A 21,495-nucleotide genomic window follows, 5' to 3' on the forward strand; every position below is an offset into this window, starting at 1 on the left:
CGCAGAAGGCCGGGCCGCGGATCGCTCAACCCGGTGAGCTGGCCTTCCACAGCCTTGGCCAACCAGCGCAGCCAGCCGCCGCTGAGGACCCACCTCGCCTCCTGCCCGGAGCATCCTCGCTCCGGGCAGGGTTCTCGTGACGGCCCTAGTAGTCGTGCCGCCGATCCGAGCGGTCCAGCTCCTGCTCAATGGCTGCGATCAACTCAGGCGTCATCTTCGGCATCGACTGCGTCTCCGGACCTTGGTTGCTGAGGCTCTGCGGGTTCAGCAGCTCGTCCACCTGCTGCTCCGTCAGCAGACCCCGCTCCACCACCAACTGGCGAATCTCTCCCTCGCCGCGCAGCGCGGCCTTGGCGAGATCCGCAGCCGCCTGATAGCCGATCGTCGGCGACAGCGCCGTGACCACACCAACCGAGGACTGCACCATCCGGCGCAACCGGTCGCGGTTGGCAACGATCCCGTCGACACAGTTGATGCGCAACGTGCGGATGGCCCGCCTGAGCCATGTCACGTTCTGCAGGATCATGTGTGCCATCACCGGCTCGAAGGCGTTCAGCTGCAGCTGGCCGCCCTCCGAAGCCATCGAGACCGTCACATCCGAACCCGCGATCACGTAGGCCACCTGGGTGACCGCCTCCGGGATGACCGGATTTACCTTGCCCGGCATGATCGACGAACCTGCTTGCTTCGCCGGCAGGCTGATCTCCCCCAAACCGGCCTGCGGGCCCGAGGAGAGGAGCCGCAGGTCGTTGCAGATCTTGCTGATCTTCATCGCGTTGCGCTTCAGCGCCGACGAAACGAGCATGAAAACCCCGGTGTCGCTCGTCGCCTCGATCAGATCATGTGCCGTGCGCAGCCGGTGTTCGCCCGTGATCTCGCGTAGGTGTCGCATCACCGCCGGCGCATAGTCCTCGTGCGCCGTGATACCCGTACCGATCGCCGTCGCCCCCAGATTCAGCTCGCTCAGCGACGGCAGCGTCTGCTCCAGCAGCTGAACGTCCTCGCCCAGCGTCGATGCGAAACCGTGGAACTCCTGGCCGAGCGTCATCGGCACAGCGTCCTGCAGCTGGGTACGCCCAACCTTCAACACGTCACGGTACTCCCGGCCCTTCAGGTGGAAGGAGTACTGCAGAAGCTGCAGCTCCGCGATCAGCTTCCGAATTCCCGCCGCCACCGCCAGCTTCACCGCCGACGGGTAGGTATCGTTCGTGGACTGCGCCCGGTTCACATGATCGATCGGGTGCAGGTAAGCGTAGTCGCCCTTCTCGCGCCCCGCCAGCTCCAGCGCACGGTTGGCGATCACCTCGTTAGCGTTCATGTTGGAACTCGTGCCTGCCCCACCCTGGATCACGCCGACGATGAACTGATCGTGCAGCGCTCCCTCGATGATCTCCTGGCAGGCCTGATCGATCAGGTCGGCGCGCTCGTCGTCCAACTCGCCCAGGTCAGCGTTGGCTCGCGCCGCGGCCTGCTTCACCTGCGCGAAAGCCACCACGAAATCCGGGTAGATCCCGATCGGCCGTCGGCTGATCGGGAAGTTGTCCACGGCTCGCGCCGTGTGCACGCCCCAGTAGGCGTCCGCGGGCACCTCGTACTCGCCGAGAGAGTCCCGCTCGATCCTGATGTTCATCACTATCCCTTCGACAGGTTGTTCAGTAGCAGTGCCTCGGCGTGCGCGGCCTTCGCGAAGTCGTCGAGACTGAGCGATTCGTCTATTCCATGCATCCGAGAATGCGGATCGACCACCGCGGTGCACAGCACCAGCGCGCCCGGGTTGCGCTGCGCCAGCTCTCCGACGATCGGGATCGACCCGCCGCAGCCCATCTCCACCGGCTCGACGCCGAATGCCTCCCGCAGCGCGTCCACCGCCGCCCGAGCGCGCTCATCCGTCAGCTCGGTTCGGCTGCCCGCGCTGCCGCGGCCGAACTCCAACTCCAGCTGCGCACCCCACGGCACGTTGCGCTCCAGGTGTGCCCGCAGCGCCTCCTGTGCCCGCCCCGGGTCGTCGGCGGGCGCCAGCCGGACACTCACCACGGCGCGCGCCTGCGCCACCAACACGTTCGCCACATCCTTCACCGGCGTGGCGTCGATCGCCAGCACCGACGCCGTCGGCTTGGTCCACAACCGGGCCGCCGCCGGGCCGTCACCGATGAGCTGCACCCCGTCAAGCAACCCCGTCTCCGTGCGCAGCCGCTCATCGGAGTAGTCAACGGCTACGTCGTCGCTGGCCACCAGGCCCGCGACCGCGACGTTGCCACGGTCGTCGTGCAGCGTGGCCAGCAGACGGCTGAGCGCGGTGAGCGCGTCGGGCACCACCCCGCCGAACGCGCCCGAGTGCATCGGCGTGCGCAGGGTCCTAACCGTGACGGTGACGTCAATGAGACCGCGCAGCATCGTCGTCAGGCTCGGCGTGCCCACCTCCCAGTTGGTGGCGTCTGCGATGACGAACACGTCAGCCGACAGCTCGTCGGTGTACTTGTCGAGGATCGCCGCCATCGTCGGTGATCCCTGCTCCTCCTCGCCCTCGATCAGCAGCTTCACCCCCACCGGCGGCCGGCCACCGAACGCCCGCAGCGCCGCCAAATGGACAGCGAACCCACCCTTGTCGTCCGCGGTGCCCCGGCCCCAGAGGCGGCCCGCGCGCTCCTGGGCTTCGAAGGGCGCGCTCGTCCACTCGGCGACCTCGCCGGTGGGCTGCACGTCGTAGTGGGCGTAGAGCAGCACGGTGGGCTGGCCCGCAGGCGCAGGGAAATTCGCGTACACCGCGGGCTTGCCGCCCGCCTCCAACATCCGCACCTCACCCGCGCCCACGTCGCCGAGCAGCCGGGCTACCTCGCGGGCGGCGGCGAGCACATCGTCGTGATGCTCGGCCAAGGAGGACACGGACGGAATGGCCACCAGGCGCTTCAGATCGTCGATGACGCCGGGGAGGACTTCGGTTACAGCAGCAGAAATGGTCACGCCTTGCAGCCTAGCGGCCCACCCATGCGGCCGCAGGACGACGGGGCAGCTTGAAGACTGTTTCGAAAGCGCTTTCGGGGCAGGGCGGGACCCCAGCAGCCATCCCCTGCGCTGGGCGCATAGGCCGGATGCCGGAAGGCTTTTTGCCCAGCCGGCGCACCGGACCCGGGCCGGGCCTCAGCGACGGGCGTGGCGCGGAATCAGCTGAACGCTGCCGGGATCGGCGCCGCCCAGACGTCCCTGGCGTCGGCCAGGGGAATGCTGAGGTGGCCGACGAAATCCAGCTGGTCGCCACCCACCTCGCCGATGCGAGCAGCGGGAACCCCGTGCTGCGCCGCCAGCTCCGCGAACCTCTCCTCGTTCCCCACAGGCAGCGACACCACAGCGCGCGCCGCAGACTCGCTGAACAGCGCCACCGTCGGATCCTCAACGGGCAGCGTCACCCGGCAGCCCAACCCGGAGTGGAAGGCGCTCTCAGCGACGGCCACCGCCAACCCGCCCTCGGACAGGTCGTGCGCGGAGGACAGGATGCCTTCCCTGGCCGAGGCCCGGCACAGCTTGCCGAGCGCGATCTCCTCCTGGAGACGAACCTTAGGCGGGAACCCACCCAAATGCCCGTGCACGGCTTCGGCCCAGATGGAGCCGGAGAGCTCCTCGTCGGTGGTGCCCAGCAGCCAGACGGCGTCGCCCTCGGCGCGGAAACCCGAGCGGATTCGGGTGCGGACGTCGTCGATCACGCCAAGCACACCAATAGTGGGCGTGGGCAGAATGGGAGCCGAACCGGTCTGGTTATACAGCGAAACGTTGCCACCGGTGACGGGGGTTCCCAGCTCGCGGCAGGCGTCAACCAGGCCGAGGATGGTCTCGACGAACTGCCACATGACGCTCGAATCCTCCGGCGAACCGTAGTTGAGGCAGTCGGTGATGGCGACGGGCTCGGCCCCGCTGACCGCCACGTTCCGGTAGGACTCGCTGAGCGACAGCTGAGCACCCAGATAGGGGTTTAGCAGCGTGAAGCGAGAATTGGCGTCCAGCGACAGCGCGATGCCCAGCCCGGTAGCCTCGTCAATACGGATCATGCCCGCGTCCTCGGGCTGCGCCAGCACGGTGTTGCCCCGCACGTAGCGGTCGTACTGCCTGGTGACCCAGGTCTTATCGGCGACGTTGCCGTGGGCGAGCACCCGCTCTAGCGCATGCCGCAGTCCCTCCGGCGAGTTGTCCCGCGGCAGCCTTTCCGCCCGGTTGGCGTTCAACTCATCAATCCAGCCCGGCCGGTGGTAAGGCCGCTCGTAGACTGGGCCATCGTGCGCCACCGTCTTCGGGTCCACGTCGACGATGGTCTCGCCATGCCAGTCGATGATGAGCCGGTCGCCCTCCGTGACCTCGCCGATCACGGTGGCCTGGACATCCCACTTCCCGCAGATCGCCATGAAGGTGTCGACGTTGTCCGGCGCCACGACCGCCATCATGCGCTCCTGAGATTCGCTCATCAGAATCTCTTCGGGCTTCAGCGACGGGTCGCGCAGCGGCACCAGCTCCAGGTCAACGTGCATGCCCCCGTCGCCGGCGGAGGCGAGTTCGCTGGTCGCACAGGAGATGCCTGCGGCGCCGAAGTCCTGGATTCCCGTGACGATGCCTGCCTGGAACAGCTCCAGGGTGCACTCGATCAGCAGTTTCTCCATGAACGGGTCGCCCACCTGGACGCTGGGGCGCTTCGCCGGGCCGTCAGCGTCGAAGGTCTCGGAGGCGAGGATCGAGGCGCCCCCGATGCCGTCACCGCCGGTGGCCGCCCCGAAGAGGATCACCTTGTTGCCGACACCCGAGGCGTGCGCCCGATGCAGGTCCTCGTGCCGCAGCACGCCGACGCACAGCGCATTGACCAGCGGGTTCGCCAGGTAGCTCTGGTGGAACTGGACCTCGCCGCCGATGTTGGGCAGGCCCAGACAGTTGCCGTAACCGCCTACGCCGGACACAACTCCCGGCAGCACGCGCGCAGTGTCTGCGGCGTCAAGCGGGCCGAAGCGCAGCGAGTCCATCACCGCGATCGGGCGCGCACCCATCGCCAGAATGTCGCGCACGATGCCGCCCACGCCGGTAGCCGCGCCCTGGTAAGGCTCGACGTAGCTGGGGTGGTTGTGGCTCTCCGCCTTGAACGTGACGGCATAGCCCTGGCCGATGTCCACGACGCCCGCGTTCTCCCCGATGCCTGCGAGCAGCGGCCCACGGGGGGTGTCCTGACTCAACTCACCGAACCGCTTCAGGTGAATCTTGGAGGATTTGTAAGAACAGTGTTCCGACCACATCACGGAGTACATGGCCAACTCCGCGGCGGTGGGCCGCCGCCCGAGGATCTCCCTGATGCGCGCATACTCGTCGTCCTTGACGCCCAGTGCCGCGTAGGGTTGCTCGACCTCGGGGGTGTTCGACGCATGATCAACGGTATCTACCACAAGATGTAACTCTATCGGGTTTACCCCCAGTGCACCCTCCGATCCGGCGACCGCAGGGCAGCTCGGCAGTGCCCCCGGCAGGGGACACGACTACACTTCATGTATGCGACTCGATAGAGCGCGCCGCATTGCGCTCACGGCCCAGGCTCTGGCTTCCCCCAGGCCCAAGAGGGTCACCCACTCGGCCTTTCTGAAGCTGTTCGACACGATCGGGCTCTCCCAAATCGACTCGATCAACGTACTCGCCCGAGCGCACCTGATGCCGGCGTACTCCAGGCTGGGCGGCTACGACGTGGCGCACTTCGAGCGAGCAGCCGCGGCCGCAGAACTGGTCGAGGTCTGGGCGCACGAGGCCACGATCGTTCCGACGGCGACCCGCCACTGGCTGCGGCCGAGAATGGCGCGCGCAGCCGAGCACCCATTCTGGGCCGCGCCGCTGGCCGAGTATCCCCGCCTGGCGGAGGGCATCGTCGAGACCATCGGGCGCGACGGGCCGCTGACCGCCCGTCAGCTTCAACTGCGGTTCCGTGCCCCCGACGTGCCAAAGACCAGCTGGGGCTGGAACTGGTCCGTCGTGAAGCGCGTGTGCGAGGCGCTGTTCGCGCTCGGACGGCTCACGGCCTTGCGCCGCACTCCCACGTTCGAGCGACTCTACGACCTGCCGGAGCGCGCTTTCGGCCCACTGCCCCCGCCGCCGGGCGCAGCAGAGGCGACGGCGGAGCTGGTTCGGGCGGCCAGCAAGGCCCTGGGCATCGGCTCTCTCAACTGTTTCGCCGACTACTACCGACTCCGGAAGGCCGATACGCGCGCAGCGGTGCAGGAACTACTCGCCACGGGCGAGTTGGAGCGTGTTCGCGTGCAAGGTTGGGACGACGAGCTGTTCCTGCGCACCGATCACGAGGCGCGCCGGGTGCGGGCACGGGCCCTGTTGGCCCCCTTCGACCCGCTGGTATTCACACGCGGGCGGCTGCTTCAACTCTTCGGGATGCACTACCGCATCAGCACCTACACGCCTGCTGCCAAGCGGCCGTACGGCTACTACGTGCTGCCATTCCTGCTGGGTGATCGGCTCGTCGGACGCACCGACCTGAAAGCGGATCGCGCAACTGGGCGCCTGCTGGTGCGCACCGCCTTTGCCGAGGAAGAGGCCCCGCCCGACACGGCGCGCGAACTGGCAGCGGAGTTGGCCGAGCTTGCTGCTTGGCTGGGCTTGGGCCAGATCACGCTGGCTGACGACGCAGCAGGCGACCTAGTGGACGCGCTGGCCAAGGAGCTCTGAGGCCCCACGCCCCCGCGACAACGTCACCCGGCCTATTCGTGCGTCGCGCTGAAGCGTCGTAGTGCCTCAATCCCGTGAACGGGGCAGGCAACGCGACCGAGCTGCCCCACCCGGCCGCGCGATGAGCGAGGTACACCGGGTGGGGCAGCTGTCGCTAGGGCTCAACTCACTCGCTTAAGCAGCGCGTCGAAACCGTACTCGTCGGCCGAAAGGCTCCGCCCGATCAGCTCCCTGACCTTCTTCTCCACCTCCGCGTCCTGCGCCCACAGCACGACGGTCAGCTTTCCAGGGTTGCTGTAGTCGTCGAACATTGCGATCGGCCCCTTATCCTGGAAGAGGGAGTCGAGCGCTTTCCTGGCCTTAGCAAAACGCTCTTCGGCTGCCTCATCGTCACCGTTTGGGTTGTAGGGGACGGGATCAACCTTCTCGGAGACCTCCGCTCCTGCGGGAGCCTCACGCGACGGCAACGCCGTCAACGTCAACTCTCCCTTCTCGCTGTCGAAGGAACCGAGCACCCAGACATCGTCGGCCCAACGAGTACCCGAGACCTCTTCAGCACCGATTTTTACCCAGTCCACTTCGCCCAGAACGCTGGGCCCCGTGCACTGCGGCGGGTAGGAAGTGAGCAAGACCTGGCACAGCTTCGGGTGTGAGTCCCCCGGGCTTTGCAAGATAGTCACCTTGCCTGCGACCTGACCGGCAGGTTTCGGTTCAGCCGGAGACTGCTGGGTCTGCGGCTTCCCGCTCTGAGTTTTCTCCGTTTGGTTACCGGCCTGGAAGACGGTCGCGTTCGAAAACACCTCTGGCGTCGGTGCGGCGTACTGATTCTGTTGCATGAGAACTCCTCCCACTGCGAGTGCGAGCGCGCAGGCTCCCGTGGTTCCGCCGATTATCGCCTGACGTCGACCACGACGTCGCCGAACAGACTGAGCGATTCCGGCCGGATCCATCTCGGGCGCCAGCCCATTCATTGCCTTGTTAAGATCCATGATCACTATCCTTCCTGGATGTCGACCAGCTGCTTCAAAGCAGCCAGTCCACGATGAATGTGGGTTTTTGCTGTTCCTTCCGGAATGCCGAGCGTCTTCGCAACTTCCGGGATAGTTAGGTCGTCGAAGTATCGAAGCGTCACCGCGGCACGTTGAGGACGGCTAAGTGAACGCAACGCACGAGCCAAGTCCAGGCGACGTTCCACATCGCCGCCCGACAGTATCTGGTCGCGCACCTGCTCCACAGGTTTCTCATGCCAACTGCTACGCCGCCACCAAGAGATATATGTGCGGTGAATCGCCTTGCGAACGTACCCTTCGAAGCGATCATCCTCGCCGTTGTAGCGGCTGAAGCATTTGACCAGAGCCGTCTGTACCAGGTCCTCGGCATGCTGCTTATCGCCGGTCAGCAGCCAAGCAGACCGCAGCAGCCTGCTTCCTCGGTCCTGCACAAACTGATCGAAACTCATCATTACCTCCTCACCTTGTTAAACGCTGCGGGGCCAGCCAACCGTTTCAGCACATGCCAACTTTTTTCTTGAAACTGCACATGAAAAAAGGCCACCGCACGGTGGCCTTCTTCACACCTAGTCAGGAGCGGTTTTGCAGGAAACTGAGCAGTGAAGCAAAGAGTCTGCTGCCGTCAAGCGACGCGCCAGTCAACTCCTCGACGTTGTGTTCCGGGTGCGGCATCAAACCCACGACGTTGCCACGCTTGTTGGTGATGCCCGCGATGTCGTTGGCCGAGCCGTTCGGATTGTCGATGTAGCGGAACACCACCTGGTCATTGTCTTCGAGACGTCGAAGCACGTCGGGCGCGGCCTGGAAGTTGCCCTCGCCGTTTTTCAGCGCAATCGTGATCTCCTCCCCGGGCTCGAAGGCGCACGTCCACACCGTGTCCTTCGTCTCCACCCGGAGCCGCTCGTCGCGGCAGATGAACTGCTGGCCGGCGTTGCGAATCATCGCGCCCTCCAGCAGGTGAGCCTCGCACAGCATCTGGAAGCCGTTGCAGATGCCGAGCACCGGCATTCCCTTGCCCGCCGCATCGATGACGCTGTCCATGATCGGGCTGAACCTTGCAATGGCACCACAGCGCAGATAGTCGCCGTAGGAGAAGCCGCCTGGCAGCACGATCGCATCCACCCCGTCAATCGAGTCGGAACCGTGCCACAACGCGACGGCCTCGGCGCCGCTCAACCGAACCGCGCGCAGTGCGTCGTGGTCGTCCAGGGAGCCGGGAAAGGTGACAACACCAACCCTGGTCATTCGGCCACCACTTCAAAGGATTCGATGACGGTGTTTGCCAGCAGCCGTTCGGCGGCCTCACCGATTCGGGCGAGCACCTCGTCGGTGATCTGCCCCTCTACCTCAATCTCGAACCGCTTTCCCTGGCGGACCGTCAGCCCTTCGAACCCTAGGCGACGCAAGGCCCCAGTTACGGCCTTGCCCTGCGGGTCAAGAATCTCGGGTTTCGGCATGACGTTGACGACCACACGTGACATGACAACCATGCTAACGGCAATTCCCTGCTCGGGCGTAGCCAACGGCACGCGCGAACGCCCCTCAGTCGGGAAGCCTACCCGTGATGCGGCGGAAGGCCTCCACGTAGCGCTCTCGGGTGGCTGCCACCACGTCGGCGGGCAGCTCGGGCGGCGGCCCGACCCGGTCCCAGCCGGAGTCGTTCGCCAGCCAGTCGCGCACGAACTGCTTGTCGAAGCTGGGCAGCGACTCCCCCGGCGCCCAGCGCTGCGCATCCCAGAACCGCGACGAGTCCGGGGTCAGCACCTCGTCGGCCAGCACCAGTTCGCCCTCGCGCAGCCCAAACTCGAACTTCGTGTCCGCCAGGATAATGCCGCGCGACGCGGTCAGCTCGGCTGCCCGGGAGTAGAGTTCCAGTGTCCGCTGCCGCAATCGCTCGGCCAGTTCGGTGCCGTGCAGGTCGACGATGGTGGCGAAGTCCACATTCTCGTCGTGCCCACCCGCTCCCGCCTTGATGGCGGGAGTGAAGATGGGTTCCGGCAGCCGGTCGCCGTCGCGTAGGCCGGCCGGCAGCGCGATGCCACAGACGGTCTGTTGTCTCAGGTACTCCGCCCAGCCGGAGCCCGTGAGGTAGCCGCGCGCCACGCACTCAACCGGCACCATATCGAGCTTCTCGACGATCACGGCCCGGCCGGCCACGGCCTCCGGCACCGCCGTCGAGACGACGTGGTTGGGCACCCCAGCGAACTCCTCAAACCACCAGGAACTCAGCTGGGTGAGAATCGCGCCCTTCCCCGGGATCCGGGTGGGCAGCACGTGATCAAAGGCTGAGATGCTGTCGGTGGCCACCATCAGGTAGCAGGGCTTCCCGTCGTGTTCGAAGTCGAAAAGTTCGCGCACCTTCCCAATATGCCTGAGCGGCAGTCCGAGGGCTTCTTGATACTGGCTCACCTCGGCATCGTATCCCGGCGCTGCTCGGAACGCGGCAGCGTCTCCGGCGCGGCCAACCAGCTGGCCGCCCCCAGAAGGAGAATGGCGCCGCTCAGCCCGAAGGCCAGCCCGTAGCCGGAGGCGTCCACGAGGTAGCCGGCCGCCAACGGGCCGAGGATCGCCCCGACATCGGTCACCATCTGCGACACCGCAATCACCCGCCCTCCGGAACGCTCGCTGCCGATCACATCGGCCACGACGGCGTTCATGGCTGGGCTGCACACACCCGTGCCCAGCCCGCCAAGCAGGCACACCACCAGCGCCACCCAGGCGTTGGGTGCCTGCCCGAGCAGGGCCAGGAACAGACCGGAAGCGGCCAGGCCAATGACCGAGGTTCCCCTACGCCCAACCCGGTCGGCGTAGCTCGACGCGACGGGCAGCGCCACCGCGTTGCCGATCGCGTAGACCGCCATCGCGGCGCCAGCTAGCCATTCCTCCGCGCCCAGCACGCGCACGATGAGCAGTGGGGTCAAGACAAAACGTACCCCGAAGTTCCCCCAGCCGTTGCCGAAGGAGCCCACCAGGTTGGCCCAGAAGGCGCGATTGCGCAACGCCTCGCCGAGGGGCATCTCCCGCTTGGCTTCTTCCGCGTCCGCCCTCGACGACACCGTGGCCGGCATGAACAGCGCCATGACCAGGCCCGCGAAAACCAGCATCGCCGCATAGGTGAGGAAAATCACCCGCACCCCGAAACCGGCCATCAGTCCGCCGAACGCGGGACCGATCACATTGCCAACCAGGAAGGATCCGCCGTAAAGCGCAGAGACCCGCCCGCGCATGTGCACCGGCGCGATCCGGATCAGCAACCCCATCGAGGAGACAGTGAACATCACCGAGCCGACGCCGCCGAAGGAGCGAAACAGCAGCAGCGACCAGTAATCCTCGGCAAAAGCGATCAGCGTGGTGGACAGGGCACACAACCAAATGCCCCACACGTAGGTTTGTTTCTCGCCGATTCGGTTGGCGATGGCGCCCGCCGGGGTAGCCCACAGCAGCCGAATGATGGCGAACGAACTCATAAGGAAACTGGTCGCGGTGACTGCGGCGTCGGGGAACACGGCGGCCGCCTTGTCCGCTACGAAGGTGGGCAGCACCGGCGCCATCAGGCCGAAGCCCAAGGCGATCAAGAACGCGGCCCCCACCAGCACCCAGACGGTGGGAGGTAGTTGTTTGTCCAACCTCACCCGGTTAGTTTCGTCCTAAGCGCGTCAACGCGCAATTCCCCCGCGTCGGGGATCCCTAGCAGCAGCAGCCAAGCTAACATCCGGGATTATGCTTCACAGAGATCTCCCAGCCGACTGGCTACGCGTCGAGCTTCGCACGGCGCTGGCGTTGGGTGTCTTCGGCTGCCTGATGGCCTGCCTCAGTTGGCAGGCCGGAATCCGGTTGTTCAATACGCACCTCGGGCTCCAGATGCTCGGCTCCTGCCTCATGGTTGTACCCCTGGTGTGGCGACGACGTTACCCGCTGTCGGCGGCACTCAGTACACACGTCCTGTACATCCTGGTGGCGAATCTCACCGGCATTGATATCTACGCTTCACAGATCGCGTTGTTCCTGGCGTTCTACTCCATCGGGGCCTGGTCCGCGCGCAGGTCAGCCGCACTGGTAGTGCGCATCCTCATCGCCACGGTAATGTTCGGCTGGCTGGTGCTAGCCGCGCTGAACGGGCTGGAGGAGTCGCTGGGCGCCAAGGAACTCGGGGTCCGAGATTTCCTGGCCTTCTTCGTACTACAGGGCGCCATCAACGTGGCCTTCTACGCAGGAGCCTGGGTCTTCGGCAACCGTTCCTGGCAGGAGTACCTCGTGCTCACCGAACTCAGGCAGGCACGTCAAGACATTGAACAGTTGCAGGCCGAGGTCGTCGGGCACGCCATCGAGCAAGAGCGAGTGCGGATGGCGCGCGAGCTGCACGATGTCGTCGCCCACCACGTGACCTTGATGGGGGTGCAGGCTGCGGCAGCCCGTCGCCTGCTCGCCCGCAACCATGATGGGGCGGTGGAGGCGCTGAAGCAGGTCGAGGCCGGGGCGCGCCAGGCGGTCAAGGAACTGCAGCACCTGGTCCTGACGCTCAGGGAATCCGATGCCGACACATCCGGGCTGCCCACCGTCGACGATGTGCGCCGGCTGGTCGCGGAGGCGAACACACCGACACGACCCACCACATTCGAGGTGATCGGCGGCCTGCCCCCGCTCACGCCGTCGTTGGAACTCACCATTTACCGCCTCGTGCAGGAGGCCCTAACCAACGCCACCAAACATGCCGGGCCCACCGCCAGCGTCGCGGTGCGGCTGCGCAACCTCGGCCAGGTGCTTGAGTTGGAGATCTCCGACGATGGGCTGGGCCACGCGACGCAATTGCCCGGCACCGGAACCGGTCTGATCGGAATGCGCGAACGAGTGGCCGCAGTCGGGGGCACACTGGAGACCGGGCCGAAGCCGCTCGGCGGGTTCCGGGTACGGGCCCAGCTGCCGTTGGGAGAGAAATGATTCGAGTGCTCCTCGTCGACGATCAGTCCCTGATCCGCGCCGGGTTCAAAACCATCCTGGAGACAGAAGCGGACATCCAGGTGGTGGGTGGGGCGAGCAACGGTTTGGAGGCCCTGGCCCTGGCCGAGGAACTGTCTCCCGACGTGATCTGCATGGATGTGCAGATGCCGGAACTCGACGGTATCGAGGCCACCCGACGGCTCGCCGCGGCGGGCTGCCCGGCCAGTGTCCTGATCCTCACCACCTTCGACCGGGACGACTTCCTCTTCGAGACCCTGCGCGCCGGCGCGTCGGGGTTTCTCCTCAAAACGGCGGAGGCCGAACAGCTCATCGACGCGGTGCGAGTCCTTGCCCGCGGCGAAGGCTTGCTGTCTCCCCAGGTGACGCGACGCGTCATCGGGAGATTCGCGGCCGCCAGCGCCCCCACCGGGGCATCCGCCGATCAACTCACCGAACGAGAGCACGCCACCTTGATACAACTGGCCCGCGGCCTCAGCAACTCCGAGATCGCGGCCGAACTGTACGTCAGCCCGGAGACGGTCAAAACGCACGTATCCAACATCCTTGCCAAGCTGGGACTGCGCGACCGGGTCAACGCGGTCATTTGGGCCTACGAGAACGGCGTGGTATCCCCCAGAAGCCGCTGATTCCCCCAACCGGGGGAGGCCCGGATTTCCCCCCTATGCGGGAAGCAGAATGCACCCGGGCCGCAATAGCGTGGGGTACATGATCAGCGTAAGAAATGTTCACCGGTTCTTCGGCGACAAGCACGTCCTGAAGGACATCTCATTCGACATCAAGCCTGGCCTGATGACCGGCTTCGTCGGCGGAAACGGCGCCGGAAAGACCACCACCATGCGCATCATCCTCGGCGTGCTCGCCGCCAGCCAGGGTGAGGTGCTCGTTGATGGGCGCCCGATCGGCGCGGAGTACCGCGCGCACGTGGGATACATGCCCGAAGAACGCGGCCTATATCCGAAGATGAAGGTGATCGACCAGCTCGTCTACCTGGGGCAATTGCACGGCGCCACCGCAGCTGCCGCCCGCTCGCGGGGCCTGGAGTTGCTGGAGCGCCTGGGAATGGTGGGCAAGCCCACCGACACCCTGGAATCGCTTTCCCTCGGCAACCAGCAGCGCGCGCAGATTGCCGCGGCCCTCGTTCACCAGCCGAACGCTTTGATCCTCGACGAGCCGTTCTCCGGCCTCGACCCAGATGCGGTGGACGCCACCGTCCAAGTTCTGCGTGAAGTGGCGGCCACCGGCGCACCCGTGCTGTTCTCCTCGCATCAGCTCGACGTCGTCGAGCGGCTGTGCGACGAACTCGTCATCATCTCCGCAGGCGAGATCCGCGCCCAGGGTACCCGCGCCCAGCTGCTGGCCAGCGACAACGGCCGCGACTGGGAAATGGTCCTCGCCGGCGACACCGGCTGGGTGCGTGATCTGGTCCCGGTCGTCGAGTTCGACGGCGGCTACGTACGTTTCCGCGCCGACGACGCCACCGCAGCCAACCGGGTACTGACCGAGGCCCTCGCCCGGGGCACGGTCAGCAAGTTCCAGCAGGTGCAGCGCAGCCTGCACGAGATGTACAAGGAGATCACGAAATGAGCAACGAAACCATCCGCCCCAGCTTCTGGGCCACCGTCGGCATCGTGGCCAAGCGCGAGGTCGTGACCCGCTTCCTGTCGAAGTCCTTCCTAATCTCCACGGGCATCATGCTCTCCATCGTGTTGCTCAGCAGCATCTTCCTACCCAAGATAGGTGACCTGCTCAGCGGGGAGAGCACCGTCGCGGTTACCCGCGAACTGGCGCCCAGGCTGCAGGGCGCCCCTAACGTGGTGGTCGAGATCGTCGCCGACGAAGCGTCCGCCCGCGAGCAGGTTCGCACCTCGCAGGCAGACAGCGCGGTCGTCGCGGACGCCACGAACCCCATCGGGCTCAAAGTACTGGGCCTGCGCGAGGTCGATTCCACCGTCATGCGCGCGCTGGCCACCCACCCCAACGTGGAACTGTTGGATCCAGACGCGCCCCACCCCGCCGTCGCGTACATCACCGGCATCGGCTTCGGCATGGTGTGGATGATGTCCGCAATCACGTTCGGGATGAGCATCGCCCAGTCCGTGGTGGAGGAGAAGCAGACCCGGATCGTCGAGATCCTACTCGCCGCGATCAACTCGCGGGCGCTGCTCACGGGAAAGATTCTCGGCAACTCCGCAGCAGCGCTCGTTCAGGTGGCCCTCATCGTCGCTGCCGTGCTGATCGGCCAAGCGGTCAACGAGGAGTCCTTCCCGCTGCAGGGCATCGCCACACCGCTGGTCTGGTTCATCGTGCTGTTCCTGGTCGGCTTCGTCATGATCGCCGCGCTGTACGCTGCCGCAGCCGCTCTGGTGTCGCGTTCCGAAGATCTGGGCAGCGCAACCCAGCCGATGATCTGGCTGGTGATGCTGCCCTACTTCGCGATGGCCTTCGCACCCACCAACCCGACGCTGCTCAAGGTGATGACCTACATCCCCTTCTCCACCCCGGTTGCGGTGCCGATGCGCATCTTCCTGGACCAGATAGCACCCTGGGAACCCTATCTGGCTCTGGCACTCCTGATTTTCTCCACCGCGGCGATCATCGCGCTGGCCGCAAAGATCTACAGCGGTGGGCTGCTGCGCACCGGCAAACGGGTCAAGATTGCTGAAGCTCTCCGCTCGGCGGAGTGAGCCGGACAAACGACGGCGGGGCACTGCAAAGCCGCCCCGCCGTCGTTTCAGCTGCTCAGCGCATTTCAGAGCACCGAACCCGGCTCGTAGCGGGCGGCCTCCGAGTGGCGCGCGACGACCTCACCCACCCGCGCAACGAGGGCCGCCACCTGTGCCTCGGCCATGCCCGCCAGGTCGAGCGGACGGGTGACCAGCGCGTCGAGTTCCGCACGGCTCATCCTCAGGCGGGCGTCGGCCGCCAGCCGGTCGAGCAGATCGTTGTGCCCACCCGCGCGCATCCCCAGCGCGACGCCTACCGCATGCTCCTTGATGGCTTCGTGGGCCTCCTCACGCCCGACTCCTCGCCGTACCGCCGCCATCAGCACCTTCGTCGTGGTGAGGAACGGCAGGTACCGGTTCAACTCGGCCTCCACTACAGCGGGAAAAACTCCGAAATCGGCCAGGACAGTAAGAAAGGTCTCGAACAGCCCATCCAGTGCGAAGAAGGCGTCCGGCAGCGCCACCCTGCGCACCACGGAGCAGCTGACGTCGCCCTCGTTCCACTGGTCACCCGCCAGCTCCCCCACCATCGAAACGTACCCACGCAGGATCACGGCCAGCCCGTTCACACGCTCGCAAGAGCGGGTGTTCATCTTGTGGGGCATCGCCGACGAGCCCACCTGTCCTTTCTTGAACCCCTCCGTGACCAGCTCATGGCCAGCCATCAGCCGAATGGTGGTAGCCACGTTGCTGGGCGCCGCCGCAACCTGAGCGAGCGCCGTCACCACGTCGTAGTCGAGGCTGCGTGGATACACCTGGCCAGTCGAAGTGAGCACCGCGTGGAACCCCAGTTCCTCACTAACCCACCTCTCCAGCTGGCTGAGCTTTTGAACGTCGCCGCCCAGCAGATCCAGCATGTCCTGTGCTGTTCCCATGGGGCCCTTGATGCCTCGGGCCGGGTAGCGGGCGATCAGTTCCTCGACCCGGGCGAGCGCGACGAGCAGTTCGTCGGCGGCCGTCGCGAAACGTTTACCTAGGGTGGTGATCTGGGCCGCAACGTTGTGCGAGCGACCGGTCAGCGCGAGCGAGCCGTGCTCGGCCGCCAAACGGGCCAGTTGGGCCAACACCGCAACCACGCGATCCCGCACAAGGTGAAGCGAGCGCAGCACCTGGTACTGTTCGATGTTCTCGGTGAGGTCGCGCGAGGTCATGCCCTTGTGCACGTGCTCATGCCCGGCAAGCGCGTTGAACTCCTCGATGCGGGCCTTGACGTCGTGGCGCGTCACCCGTTCCCGAGCGCCGATCGAGGCCAGGTCCACGCGCTCGACGACCGCCTCGTAATCCGCGAGCACCCGGTCCATGTCGGCGCCCGCGAAATCGACGCCCAGGTCGCGCTGGACCCGCAGCACGCTGAGCCAGAGCCTTCGCTCTGCAATCACCTTCTCCTCTGGCCCCCAGATCTCACGCATCTGCGCTGAGGCATAACGGGTTGCAAGCACATTTGGCACACTCATGGGGTCAGCCTAATGTGCCAGGAGTGTTGCCTCAATGGTCGCTAGCCAGGACCCGAAGCGTGCCGTCACCATACGATGTCGTACCCTTCGGAATTATGGACATACGTGTGGACGGACGCACCACTAGGTGGCAGGCGCACAACATTCAGCGACGCGCCGAGTTGGTGGACGCGGCCCTGCGCGCCATTCGACGCCATGGCCCCTTGGTCGGGATGGACGAAATAGCGCATGAGGCAGCCACGTCGAAACCGGTGATCTACCGGCACTTCGGTGATAAGAACGGTCTGTATTCGGCGATAGTTGACGTCGTGAGTCAGCGGATTTGGGAGCAGCTGGGGCTGGAGGATCCCGCCAAGACGCATCCGCGCCAGCTGGTCCGAGCGCTCGCGGACACCTACCTCGGCCTCGTCGAGAACGAGCCCGAGATCTACCAGTTCGTGATCAGCCGACCAGCCAACGAGGAGGGCCAGCACCCACTGACGGGGATCACGACCCGGATCGGAGACCGGGTCTCGGAGCTTTTCCGCGCCTGGTTGACGAGCAACGGGCTAGACCCCGAACCCGCCAACATCTGGGGGCACGGAGTCGTCGGTTTCACTCGTGCGGTGGCTGCGCGCTGGATTGTGACCGATCTGCGCCGACCGCGAGCTGATGCGGTGGATTACATCGACAGGTTGCTGGCCCCCACCTTCGAGGCGATGCTGGGCCAAGAGCCTGTTAGTCTTTCGTAAGGTTTTCGCCCTCCTCTGCGTTAGCGCCCGGCGGGCAGGCTGGTGCCATGAGAATTACTGCACAGCTTTCCCTCGCCGTCGCCGCGACCATCGCCCTGGTTGGTTGCGGAGCCACCGAAGCCAAGATGAGCCCATCCGACGCGATGACGCCGGCCATGAGCCAGCAGGCCACCCCCGGCGGACACGGCTCCATGTCGGGCGGCGCGATGACCGAACCCAGCGGGGCCATGAGCGAGCCGAGCGGCGCGATGTCCAACTCCACCATGAGCGCACCCGCCTACGTCGACTACGCCGCCTACTCGGCCGACATGAAGAAGTTCTCCGGCCAGCGGGTGGTCCTCTTCTTCGCCGCCAAGTGGTGCCCAGCCTGCCGAGCTATCGACGAGGCTCTCCTCGCCGATAGCTCCGTCGTCCCCTCGGGCGTGACTTTCGTCAAGGTGGACTACGACGAGCACACCGAACTACGCAAGCAGCACGGCGTCACCGTCCAACACACCTTCGTCGAGGTGGACTCCGCCGGAAACAGCGTGAAGAAGTGGGTGGCCACCAGCCTCGACGACGCACTCGCGGGGGCGAAGAAGTAGATGCTGCTGGTCCTGCTGTCCCTGCTCGCGGGCGCGCTCAGCGTGCTGGCCCCCTGCGTGCTTCCCTTCCTGCCCGTGATCGTCGGCGGTTCGGTTGGCACCGGCTCCCGCCGTCGACCGTACCTGATCGCTCTCGGGCTGACCGTCTCCCTGATCGCGTTCACCCTGCTGCTCAAAGCGTCCACCGCGCTGATCAATATTGACCCGATGGTCTGGGCCATCGCGTCGGGGGCGCTGGTGGTCATCCTCGGGCTGACGATGCTGCTGCCAGGGGTCTGGGCTGGCCTCGCTGGCCGGCTCAACCTCTCCGGACGTTCGCACAGCCTGCTGCATTCCGCCAGTTCCTCCGGCCGCGGTGAGACCGTGGGCGCGGTCCTGACCGGGGCCGCCCTGGGGCCGGTGTTCTCCAGTTGCAGCCCAACCTACGCGTGGGTGATCGCGACGGTGCTTCCCGCCCAGCCTGCGACCGCGATGATCTACCTCAGCGCCTACTGTGTAGGCATGGCCGGGACCCTGCTGGCCGTGTCCCTCGCCGGGCGGAAACTGATCGATCGTCTCGGATGGGCTGCTAACCCGTCCGGCTGGTTCCAGCGCGTGATCGCGGTGCTGTTCATCGTCGTAGGCGTGCTGGTCGCCACCGGCGTGGACAAGCAGGTTCAGGCCTGGGCGGTTGACAAACTGCCCGTCATCTCGTCGGTGGAAGAAAACCTCCTGCCTAAGCAGCTGCCGTCGGGGGACGAACCCGCACGCTCCGCCGCGCTCGGCAAAGCACCCGAGTTCGAGGGCATCACCGAGTGGATCAACTCCAGCCCCCTCACAATGAGCCAGCTACGCGGCAAACCGGTCCTGATCGACTTCTGGACCTACAGCTGCATCAACTGCATCCGAACCCAGCCCTATCTCAACGCCTGGTACGACCGCTACCACGACCAAGGGCTGGAGATCGTCGGGGTGCACGCTCCCGAGTTTGCCTTCGAGCGGATGCCCGAGAACGTGCGCCGCGCGGTGGGCGACGCTGGCATCCGTTACCCCGTCGCGCTGGACAACGACTTCGCCACTTGGCGGGCCTACGGCAACCGCTACTGGCCAGCGAAGTACCTGGTCAACGCCGAAGGCGAGGTGGTCTGGACCCACTTCGGCGAAGGGGACTACGACGAGGCGGAAACCCAGATTCGTAAGCTGCTCGACGCCCAGGGCCCGACCGCGAGCACCACCGGCGAGGTGCTGACCCACACCCCCGGGCAATCCCCGGAGACCTACCTGGGCACCGACCGCGCCGCCGGCTTCGTCGGTGAGCCGGGCCTGAGCGCCGGGGAAAGCACTTTCCGGGCGGCCGAAGAACTGAAGGTAAATCAGTGGACCCTAGACGGGCAATGGCTGGTCGACAACGAGTCGATCACTGCCGGCCGCGACGGCGCCCGACTGAAGTACCGGTTCACGGGGCGCGAAATGTTCCTGGTGATGAGCGGTCCCGAGGGCGCCACCGTCGAGGTCAAGAGCAGCGCGCCCGGCCCTGACGTCGTTGACGGTAAGGTGCAAATTTCGGGTTCGAAGCTCTATCGGCTGGTCCGGCTTCCGGAAGCCAGCCCGGGCGAAACCGTGGAGTTGACATTCAGCGAAGGTGTACGGGCGAATGCGTTCACCTTCGGCTGATGACTACGCTGAGCAGATGGCTCAGATACTTGTTGTGGACGACGACCCCACCGTGCGTGGGGTCGTCGCCGACTACCTGCGCGCGGCGGGCTACGAGGTTGTCGAGGCCATCGACGGGCCCAGCGGACTCGCTGCCGCCGAGGCCACCGACCTCGTCGTTCTGGACCTCATGCTGCCGAAGCTCGACGGGCTAGAAGTATTCCGCAGGCTGCGCTCCACGGGCTCCCGGGTACCCGTGATCATGCTGACTGCCAAGGACAGCGAGGCCGACCGCATCCTCGGGCTCGAACTGGGCGCCGACGACTACCTCACGAAACCGTTCAGCCCACGAGAGCTGGTGCTGCGGGTCCAGTCCGTGCTGCGCCGAGCGGGCAACGCCCCGGACTCCGGAGAATTGGTTGACGGCCCGCTCACCATCGACCTGACCAGCAGAAAGGCCTCCCTGCGCGGCACACCGATCAGCCTCACCCTGCGCGAGTTTGACCTGCTCGCCCACTTCGTCTCCCACCCCGATCAGGTCTTCTCCCGCGAGGAGCTGATGCAGGCGGTGTGGGGCTGGCGTTTCGGCGACGCGGCCACCGTCACCGTCCACGTGCGCAGGCTGCGCGGCAAGGTGGAGGACGACCCCTCCAGCCCGACGAAGCTGGTCACCGTTTGGGGGCGGGGCTACCGCTGGGAGCCCGAGCGATGATCGTCCCGGTGATGCTGTCGGTCGGGGCGGCGCTCGTCGTCGGCGCAGCCTCCGCCGTTGTCACCTCAATAGTGGCGAAACGCTCGCTGCGCTGGGCTAGCGTGCTCGGCCCCACCTCCGTGGTGCTGGCCATCGGGGCGGGGCTCGTCGTCGGCGTGCAGCAGATGGTGGTGAAGTCGCAGCTGCCGCTCATCGTGTTGGCCGCGACCGCCCCCATCGCGGTCCTCGTGGGCGTCTTCTTGGCCCGGAACTCGCAGCGCCAGGCCGCCGAGGCCAGCGCTGCGCTGGAGCAGGAGCGCGCGCGACGCGCACTTGAGCAGTCCCGCCGTGAACTGATCGCCTGGCTCTCCCACGACATCCGCACCCCTTTGGCTGGAATCCGGGCCATGGGCGAGGCGTTGGAGGATTCGGTGGCCCCCGACCCCAAGAGCTATTACCGGGCGATAGTCGCCTCAGCGGAGCGAACGAGCCACATGGTGGACGATCTGATGGCCCTCGCGGCGCTGCACTCGGGCGAGCTGCCGGTGGCACCGGAGCCGGTAGCACTGGGCGACATCGTCTCGGACCTAATCGCGCAGTTGGCCCCGTTGGCCGAGCGGCGCAACGTACGGCTCGTCGGGCAGTCAACCGGCCGCACCGAGGTACTCGCCGACCCGAGACTGCTCACCCGCGCCGCACAAAATGCGCTAGTCAACGCGGTAAACTACACCGCTCCGGGCAGCACGGTCGAGGCGAGGGTGTCCGCTGAACCAGACCACGTCGTGCTCGAAATCCGGGACAGGTGCGGAGGCATCCCCCCTGCCGACCTCTCACGGTTGTTCGACCCCGGCTGGCGCGGCGATCAGGCGCGCACCCCCGAAGCCACCGCTGGCTCGGGCCTGGGACTGCCGATTGTGCGCACGATCGCTGTGGCCCACGGGGGCAGCGCCACCGTGCGAAACGTAGGCGACGGCTGCTGCCTCCGGTTGACGTTACCCCGAGAATAAGAAAAGCCGTGCCA

General features: G+C 66.1%; 20 protein-coding genes. 10 read left to right on the forward strand and 10 right to left on the reverse strand.

What is annotated here, in order from left to right; all coding sequences use genetic code 11:
• Positions 1-145: 145 nt before the first annotated feature.
• The 3 genes from EII42_RS07090 to purL form a co-directional block, all read right to left on the reverse strand.
• Positions 146-1,636 (reverse strand): aspartate ammonia-lyase, encoded by a 1,491-nt coding sequence (locus EII42_RS07090; RefSeq protein WP_370318103.1) that lies wholly within the window; start codon positions 1,634-1,636, stop codon positions 146-148.
• The gene (locus EII42_RS07095; RefSeq protein WP_370318104.1) at positions 1,633-2,970 is read right to left on the reverse strand and encodes a dipeptidase; all 1,338 of its coding nucleotides are present in this window, start codon (positions 2,968-2,970) and stop codon (positions 1,633-1,635) included. Before EII42_RS07095 ends, EII42_RS07090 begins: the two co-directional genes overlap by 4 nt.
• Before the next feature lie 191 nt (positions 2,971-3,161).
• Positions 3,162-5,411, reverse strand: coding sequence for a phosphoribosylformylglycinamidine synthase subunit PurL (gene purL / locus EII42_RS07100; RefSeq protein ID WP_125171426.1), 2,250 nt, complete (start codon positions 5,409-5,411; stop codon positions 3,162-3,164).
• A 103-nt stretch (positions 5,412-5,514) separates the two neighbouring features.
• Here purL and EII42_RS07105 point away from each other — a divergent pair, with 103 nt between their 5' ends.
• Entirely contained in the window at positions 5,515-6,690 is a 1,176-nt protein-coding gene (locus EII42_RS07105; RefSeq protein WP_125171427.1) for a winged helix-turn-helix domain-containing protein, read from the forward strand.
• Positions 6,691-6,851: 161 nt separating this feature from the next.
• Here EII42_RS07105 and EII42_RS07110 read toward each other — a convergent pair whose 3' ends face one another.
• The 6 genes from EII42_RS07110 to EII42_RS07135 all read right to left on the reverse strand — a co-directional run bounded on the left by EII42_RS07110 (position 6,852) and on the right by EII42_RS07135 (position 11,332).
• Positions 6,852-7,526, reverse strand: coding sequence for a hypothetical protein (locus tag EII42_RS07110; protein ID WP_125171428.1), 675 nt, complete (start codon positions 7,524-7,526; stop codon positions 6,852-6,854).
• A 158-nt stretch (positions 7,527-7,684) separates the two neighbouring features.
• Positions 7,685-8,152, reverse strand: a complete 468-nt coding sequence (locus EII42_RS07115; RefSeq protein WP_125171429.1) for a SigE family RNA polymerase sigma factor — start codon at positions 8,150-8,152, stop codon at positions 7,685-7,687.
• Between the two features lie 118 nt (positions 8,153-8,270).
• Positions 8,271-8,945, reverse strand: coding sequence for a phosphoribosylformylglycinamidine synthase subunit PurQ (purQ, locus tag EII42_RS07120; RefSeq protein ID WP_125171430.1), 675 nt, complete (start codon positions 8,943-8,945; stop codon positions 8,271-8,273).
• The gene (purS, locus tag EII42_RS07125; protein WP_125171431.1) at positions 8,942-9,181 is read right to left on the reverse strand and encodes a phosphoribosylformylglycinamidine synthase subunit PurS; all 240 of its coding nucleotides are present in this window, start codon (positions 9,179-9,181) and stop codon (positions 8,942-8,944) included. Before purS ends, purQ begins: the two co-directional genes overlap by 4 nt.
• Positions 9,182-9,242: 61 nt before the next feature.
• The gene (locus EII42_RS07130; RefSeq protein WP_125171432.1) at positions 9,243-10,109 is read right to left on the reverse strand and encodes a phosphoribosylaminoimidazolesuccinocarboxamide synthase; all 867 of its coding nucleotides are present in this window, start codon (positions 10,107-10,109) and stop codon (positions 9,243-9,245) included.
• The gene (locus EII42_RS07135) at positions 10,106-11,332 is read right to left on the reverse strand and encodes an MFS transporter (RefSeq protein ID WP_199729822.1); all 1,227 of its coding nucleotides are present in this window, start codon (positions 11,330-11,332) and stop codon (positions 10,106-10,108) included. The genes EII42_RS07130 and EII42_RS07135 overlap by 4 nt, the downstream gene beginning before the upstream one ends.
• An 88-nt stretch (positions 11,333-11,420) precedes the next feature.
• On the opposite strand from EII42_RS07135, the gene EII42_RS07140 reads away from it, so the two are divergent.
• The 4 genes from EII42_RS07140 to EII42_RS07155 all read left to right on the forward strand — a co-directional run bounded on the left by EII42_RS07140 (position 11,421) and on the right by EII42_RS07155 (position 15,343).
• A complete protein-coding gene (locus EII42_RS07140) occupies positions 11,421-12,638 on the forward strand; it encodes a sensor histidine kinase (protein ID WP_125171433.1) in 1,218 nt (405 codons plus the stop codon).
• Entirely contained in the window at positions 12,635-13,285 is a 651-nt protein-coding gene (locus EII42_RS07145; protein WP_125171434.1) for a response regulator transcription factor, read from the forward strand. The genes EII42_RS07140 and EII42_RS07145 overlap by 4 nt, the downstream gene beginning before the upstream one ends.
• Positions 13,286-13,364: 79 nt before the next feature.
• A complete protein-coding gene (locus EII42_RS07150; protein ID WP_125171435.1) occupies positions 13,365-14,243 on the forward strand; it encodes an ABC transporter ATP-binding protein in 879 nt (292 codons plus the stop codon).
• The gene (locus tag EII42_RS07155; RefSeq protein WP_125171436.1) at positions 14,240-15,343 is read left to right on the forward strand and encodes an ABC transporter permease; all 1,104 of its coding nucleotides are present in this window, start codon (positions 14,240-14,242) and stop codon (positions 15,341-15,343) included. Before EII42_RS07150 ends, EII42_RS07155 begins: the two co-directional genes overlap by 4 nt.
• A gap of 65 nt (positions 15,344-15,408) precedes the next feature.
• Here the strand turns inward: EII42_RS07155 and purB are convergent, their stop codons facing one another.
• On the reverse strand, positions 15,409-16,836 hold the full coding sequence (purB, locus tag EII42_RS07160; RefSeq protein ID WP_125171437.1) for an adenylosuccinate lyase: 1,428 nt from the start codon (positions 16,834-16,836) through the stop codon (positions 15,409-15,411).
• Positions 16,837-16,931: 95 nt separating this feature from the next.
• On the opposite strand from purB, the gene EII42_RS07165 reads away from it, so the two are divergent.
• From EII42_RS07165 to EII42_RS07185, 5 genes are read left to right on the forward strand one after another with little or no spacing between them, the layout of a single operon-like run.
• Positions 16,932-17,567: a TetR/AcrR family transcriptional regulator gene (locus tag EII42_RS07165; RefSeq protein WP_125171438.1), complete on the forward strand. Its 636-nt coding sequence runs from the start codon at positions 16,932-16,934 to the stop codon at positions 17,565-17,567.
• 47 nt (positions 17,568-17,614) lie between these two features.
• Positions 17,615-18,151: a thioredoxin family protein gene (locus tag EII42_RS07170; protein WP_125171439.1), complete on the forward strand. Its 537-nt coding sequence runs from the start codon at positions 17,615-17,617 to the stop codon at positions 18,149-18,151.
• Positions 18,152-19,804 carry a cytochrome c biogenesis protein DipZ gene (locus EII42_RS07175; RefSeq protein ID WP_125171440.1) on the forward strand — a complete coding sequence of 551 codons (1,653 nt, stop codon included), beginning with the start codon at positions 18,152-18,154 and terminating at the stop codon, positions 19,802-19,804. It abuts the gene before it with no gap.
• Between the two features lie 16 nt (positions 19,805-19,820).
• On the forward strand, positions 19,821-20,495 hold the full coding sequence (locus EII42_RS07180; protein WP_125171441.1) for a response regulator transcription factor: 675 nt from the start codon (positions 19,821-19,823) through the stop codon (positions 20,493-20,495).
• Complete coding sequence (locus EII42_RS07185) at positions 20,492-21,481, forward strand: sensor histidine kinase KdpD (RefSeq protein ID WP_125171442.1); 990 nt, start codon at positions 20,492-20,494, stop codon at positions 21,479-21,481. The genes EII42_RS07180 and EII42_RS07185 overlap by 4 nt, the downstream gene beginning before the upstream one ends.
• Positions 21,482-21,495: the final 14 nt, after the last annotated feature.

Source organism: Tessaracoccus sp. OH4464_COT-324, from assembly GCF_003932855.1.
Taxonomy (GTDB): domain Bacteria; phylum Actinomycetota; class Actinomycetes; order Propionibacteriales; family Propionibacteriaceae; genus Arachnia.

What these genes read in the sequence shown, in the direction of transcription:
- EII42_RS07105 (WP_125171427.1), top strand. Translation starts at nt 5,515, where the DNA reads ATGCGACTCGATAGAGCGCGCCGCATTGCGCTCACGGCCCAGGCTCTG.
- EII42_RS07110 (WP_125171428.1), bottom strand. Translation starts at nt 7,526, where the DNA reads ATGCAACAGAATCAGTACGCCGCACCGACGCCAGAGGTGTTTTCGAAC.
- EII42_RS07115 (WP_125171429.1), bottom strand. Translation starts at nt 8,152, where the DNA reads ATGATGAGTTTCGATCAGTTTGTGCAGGACCGAGGAAGCAGGCTGCTG.
- purQ (WP_125171430.1), bottom strand. Translation starts at nt 8,945, where the DNA reads ATGACCAGGGTTGGTGTTGTCACCTTTCCCGGCTCCCTGGACGACCAC.
- purS (WP_125171431.1), bottom strand. Translation starts at nt 9,181, where the DNA reads ATGTCACGTGTGGTCGTCAACGTCATGCCGAAACCCGAGATTCTTGAC.
- EII42_RS07140 (WP_125171433.1), top strand. Translation starts at nt 11,421, where the DNA reads ATGCTTCACAGAGATCTCCCAGCCGACTGGCTACGCGTCGAGCTTCGC.
- EII42_RS07145 (WP_125171434.1), top strand. Translation starts at nt 12,635, where the DNA reads ATGATTCGAGTGCTCCTCGTCGACGATCAGTCCCTGATCCGCGCCGGG.
- EII42_RS07150 (WP_125171435.1), top strand. Translation starts at nt 13,365, where the DNA reads ATGATCAGCGTAAGAAATGTTCACCGGTTCTTCGGCGACAAGCACGTC.
- EII42_RS07155 (WP_125171436.1), top strand. Translation starts at nt 14,240, where the DNA reads ATGAGCAACGAAACCATCCGCCCCAGCTTCTGGGCCACCGTCGGCATC.
- purB (WP_125171437.1), bottom strand. Translation starts at nt 16,836, where the DNA reads ATGAGTGTGCCAAATGTGCTTGCAACCCGTTATGCCTCAGCGCAGATG.
- EII42_RS07165 (WP_125171438.1), top strand. Translation starts at nt 16,932, where the DNA reads ATGGACATACGTGTGGACGGACGCACCACTAGGTGGCAGGCGCACAAC.
- EII42_RS07170 (WP_125171439.1), top strand. Translation starts at nt 17,615, where the DNA reads ATGAGAATTACTGCACAGCTTTCCCTCGCCGTCGCCGCGACCATCGCC.
- EII42_RS07175 (WP_125171440.1), top strand. Translation starts at nt 18,152, where the DNA reads ATGCTGCTGGTCCTGCTGTCCCTGCTCGCGGGCGCGCTCAGCGTGCTG.
- EII42_RS07180 (WP_125171441.1), top strand. Translation starts at nt 19,821, where the DNA reads ATGGCTCAGATACTTGTTGTGGACGACGACCCCACCGTGCGTGGGGTC.
- EII42_RS07185 (WP_125171442.1), top strand. Translation starts at nt 20,492, where the DNA reads ATGATCGTCCCGGTGATGCTGTCGGTCGGGGCGGCGCTCGTCGTCGGC.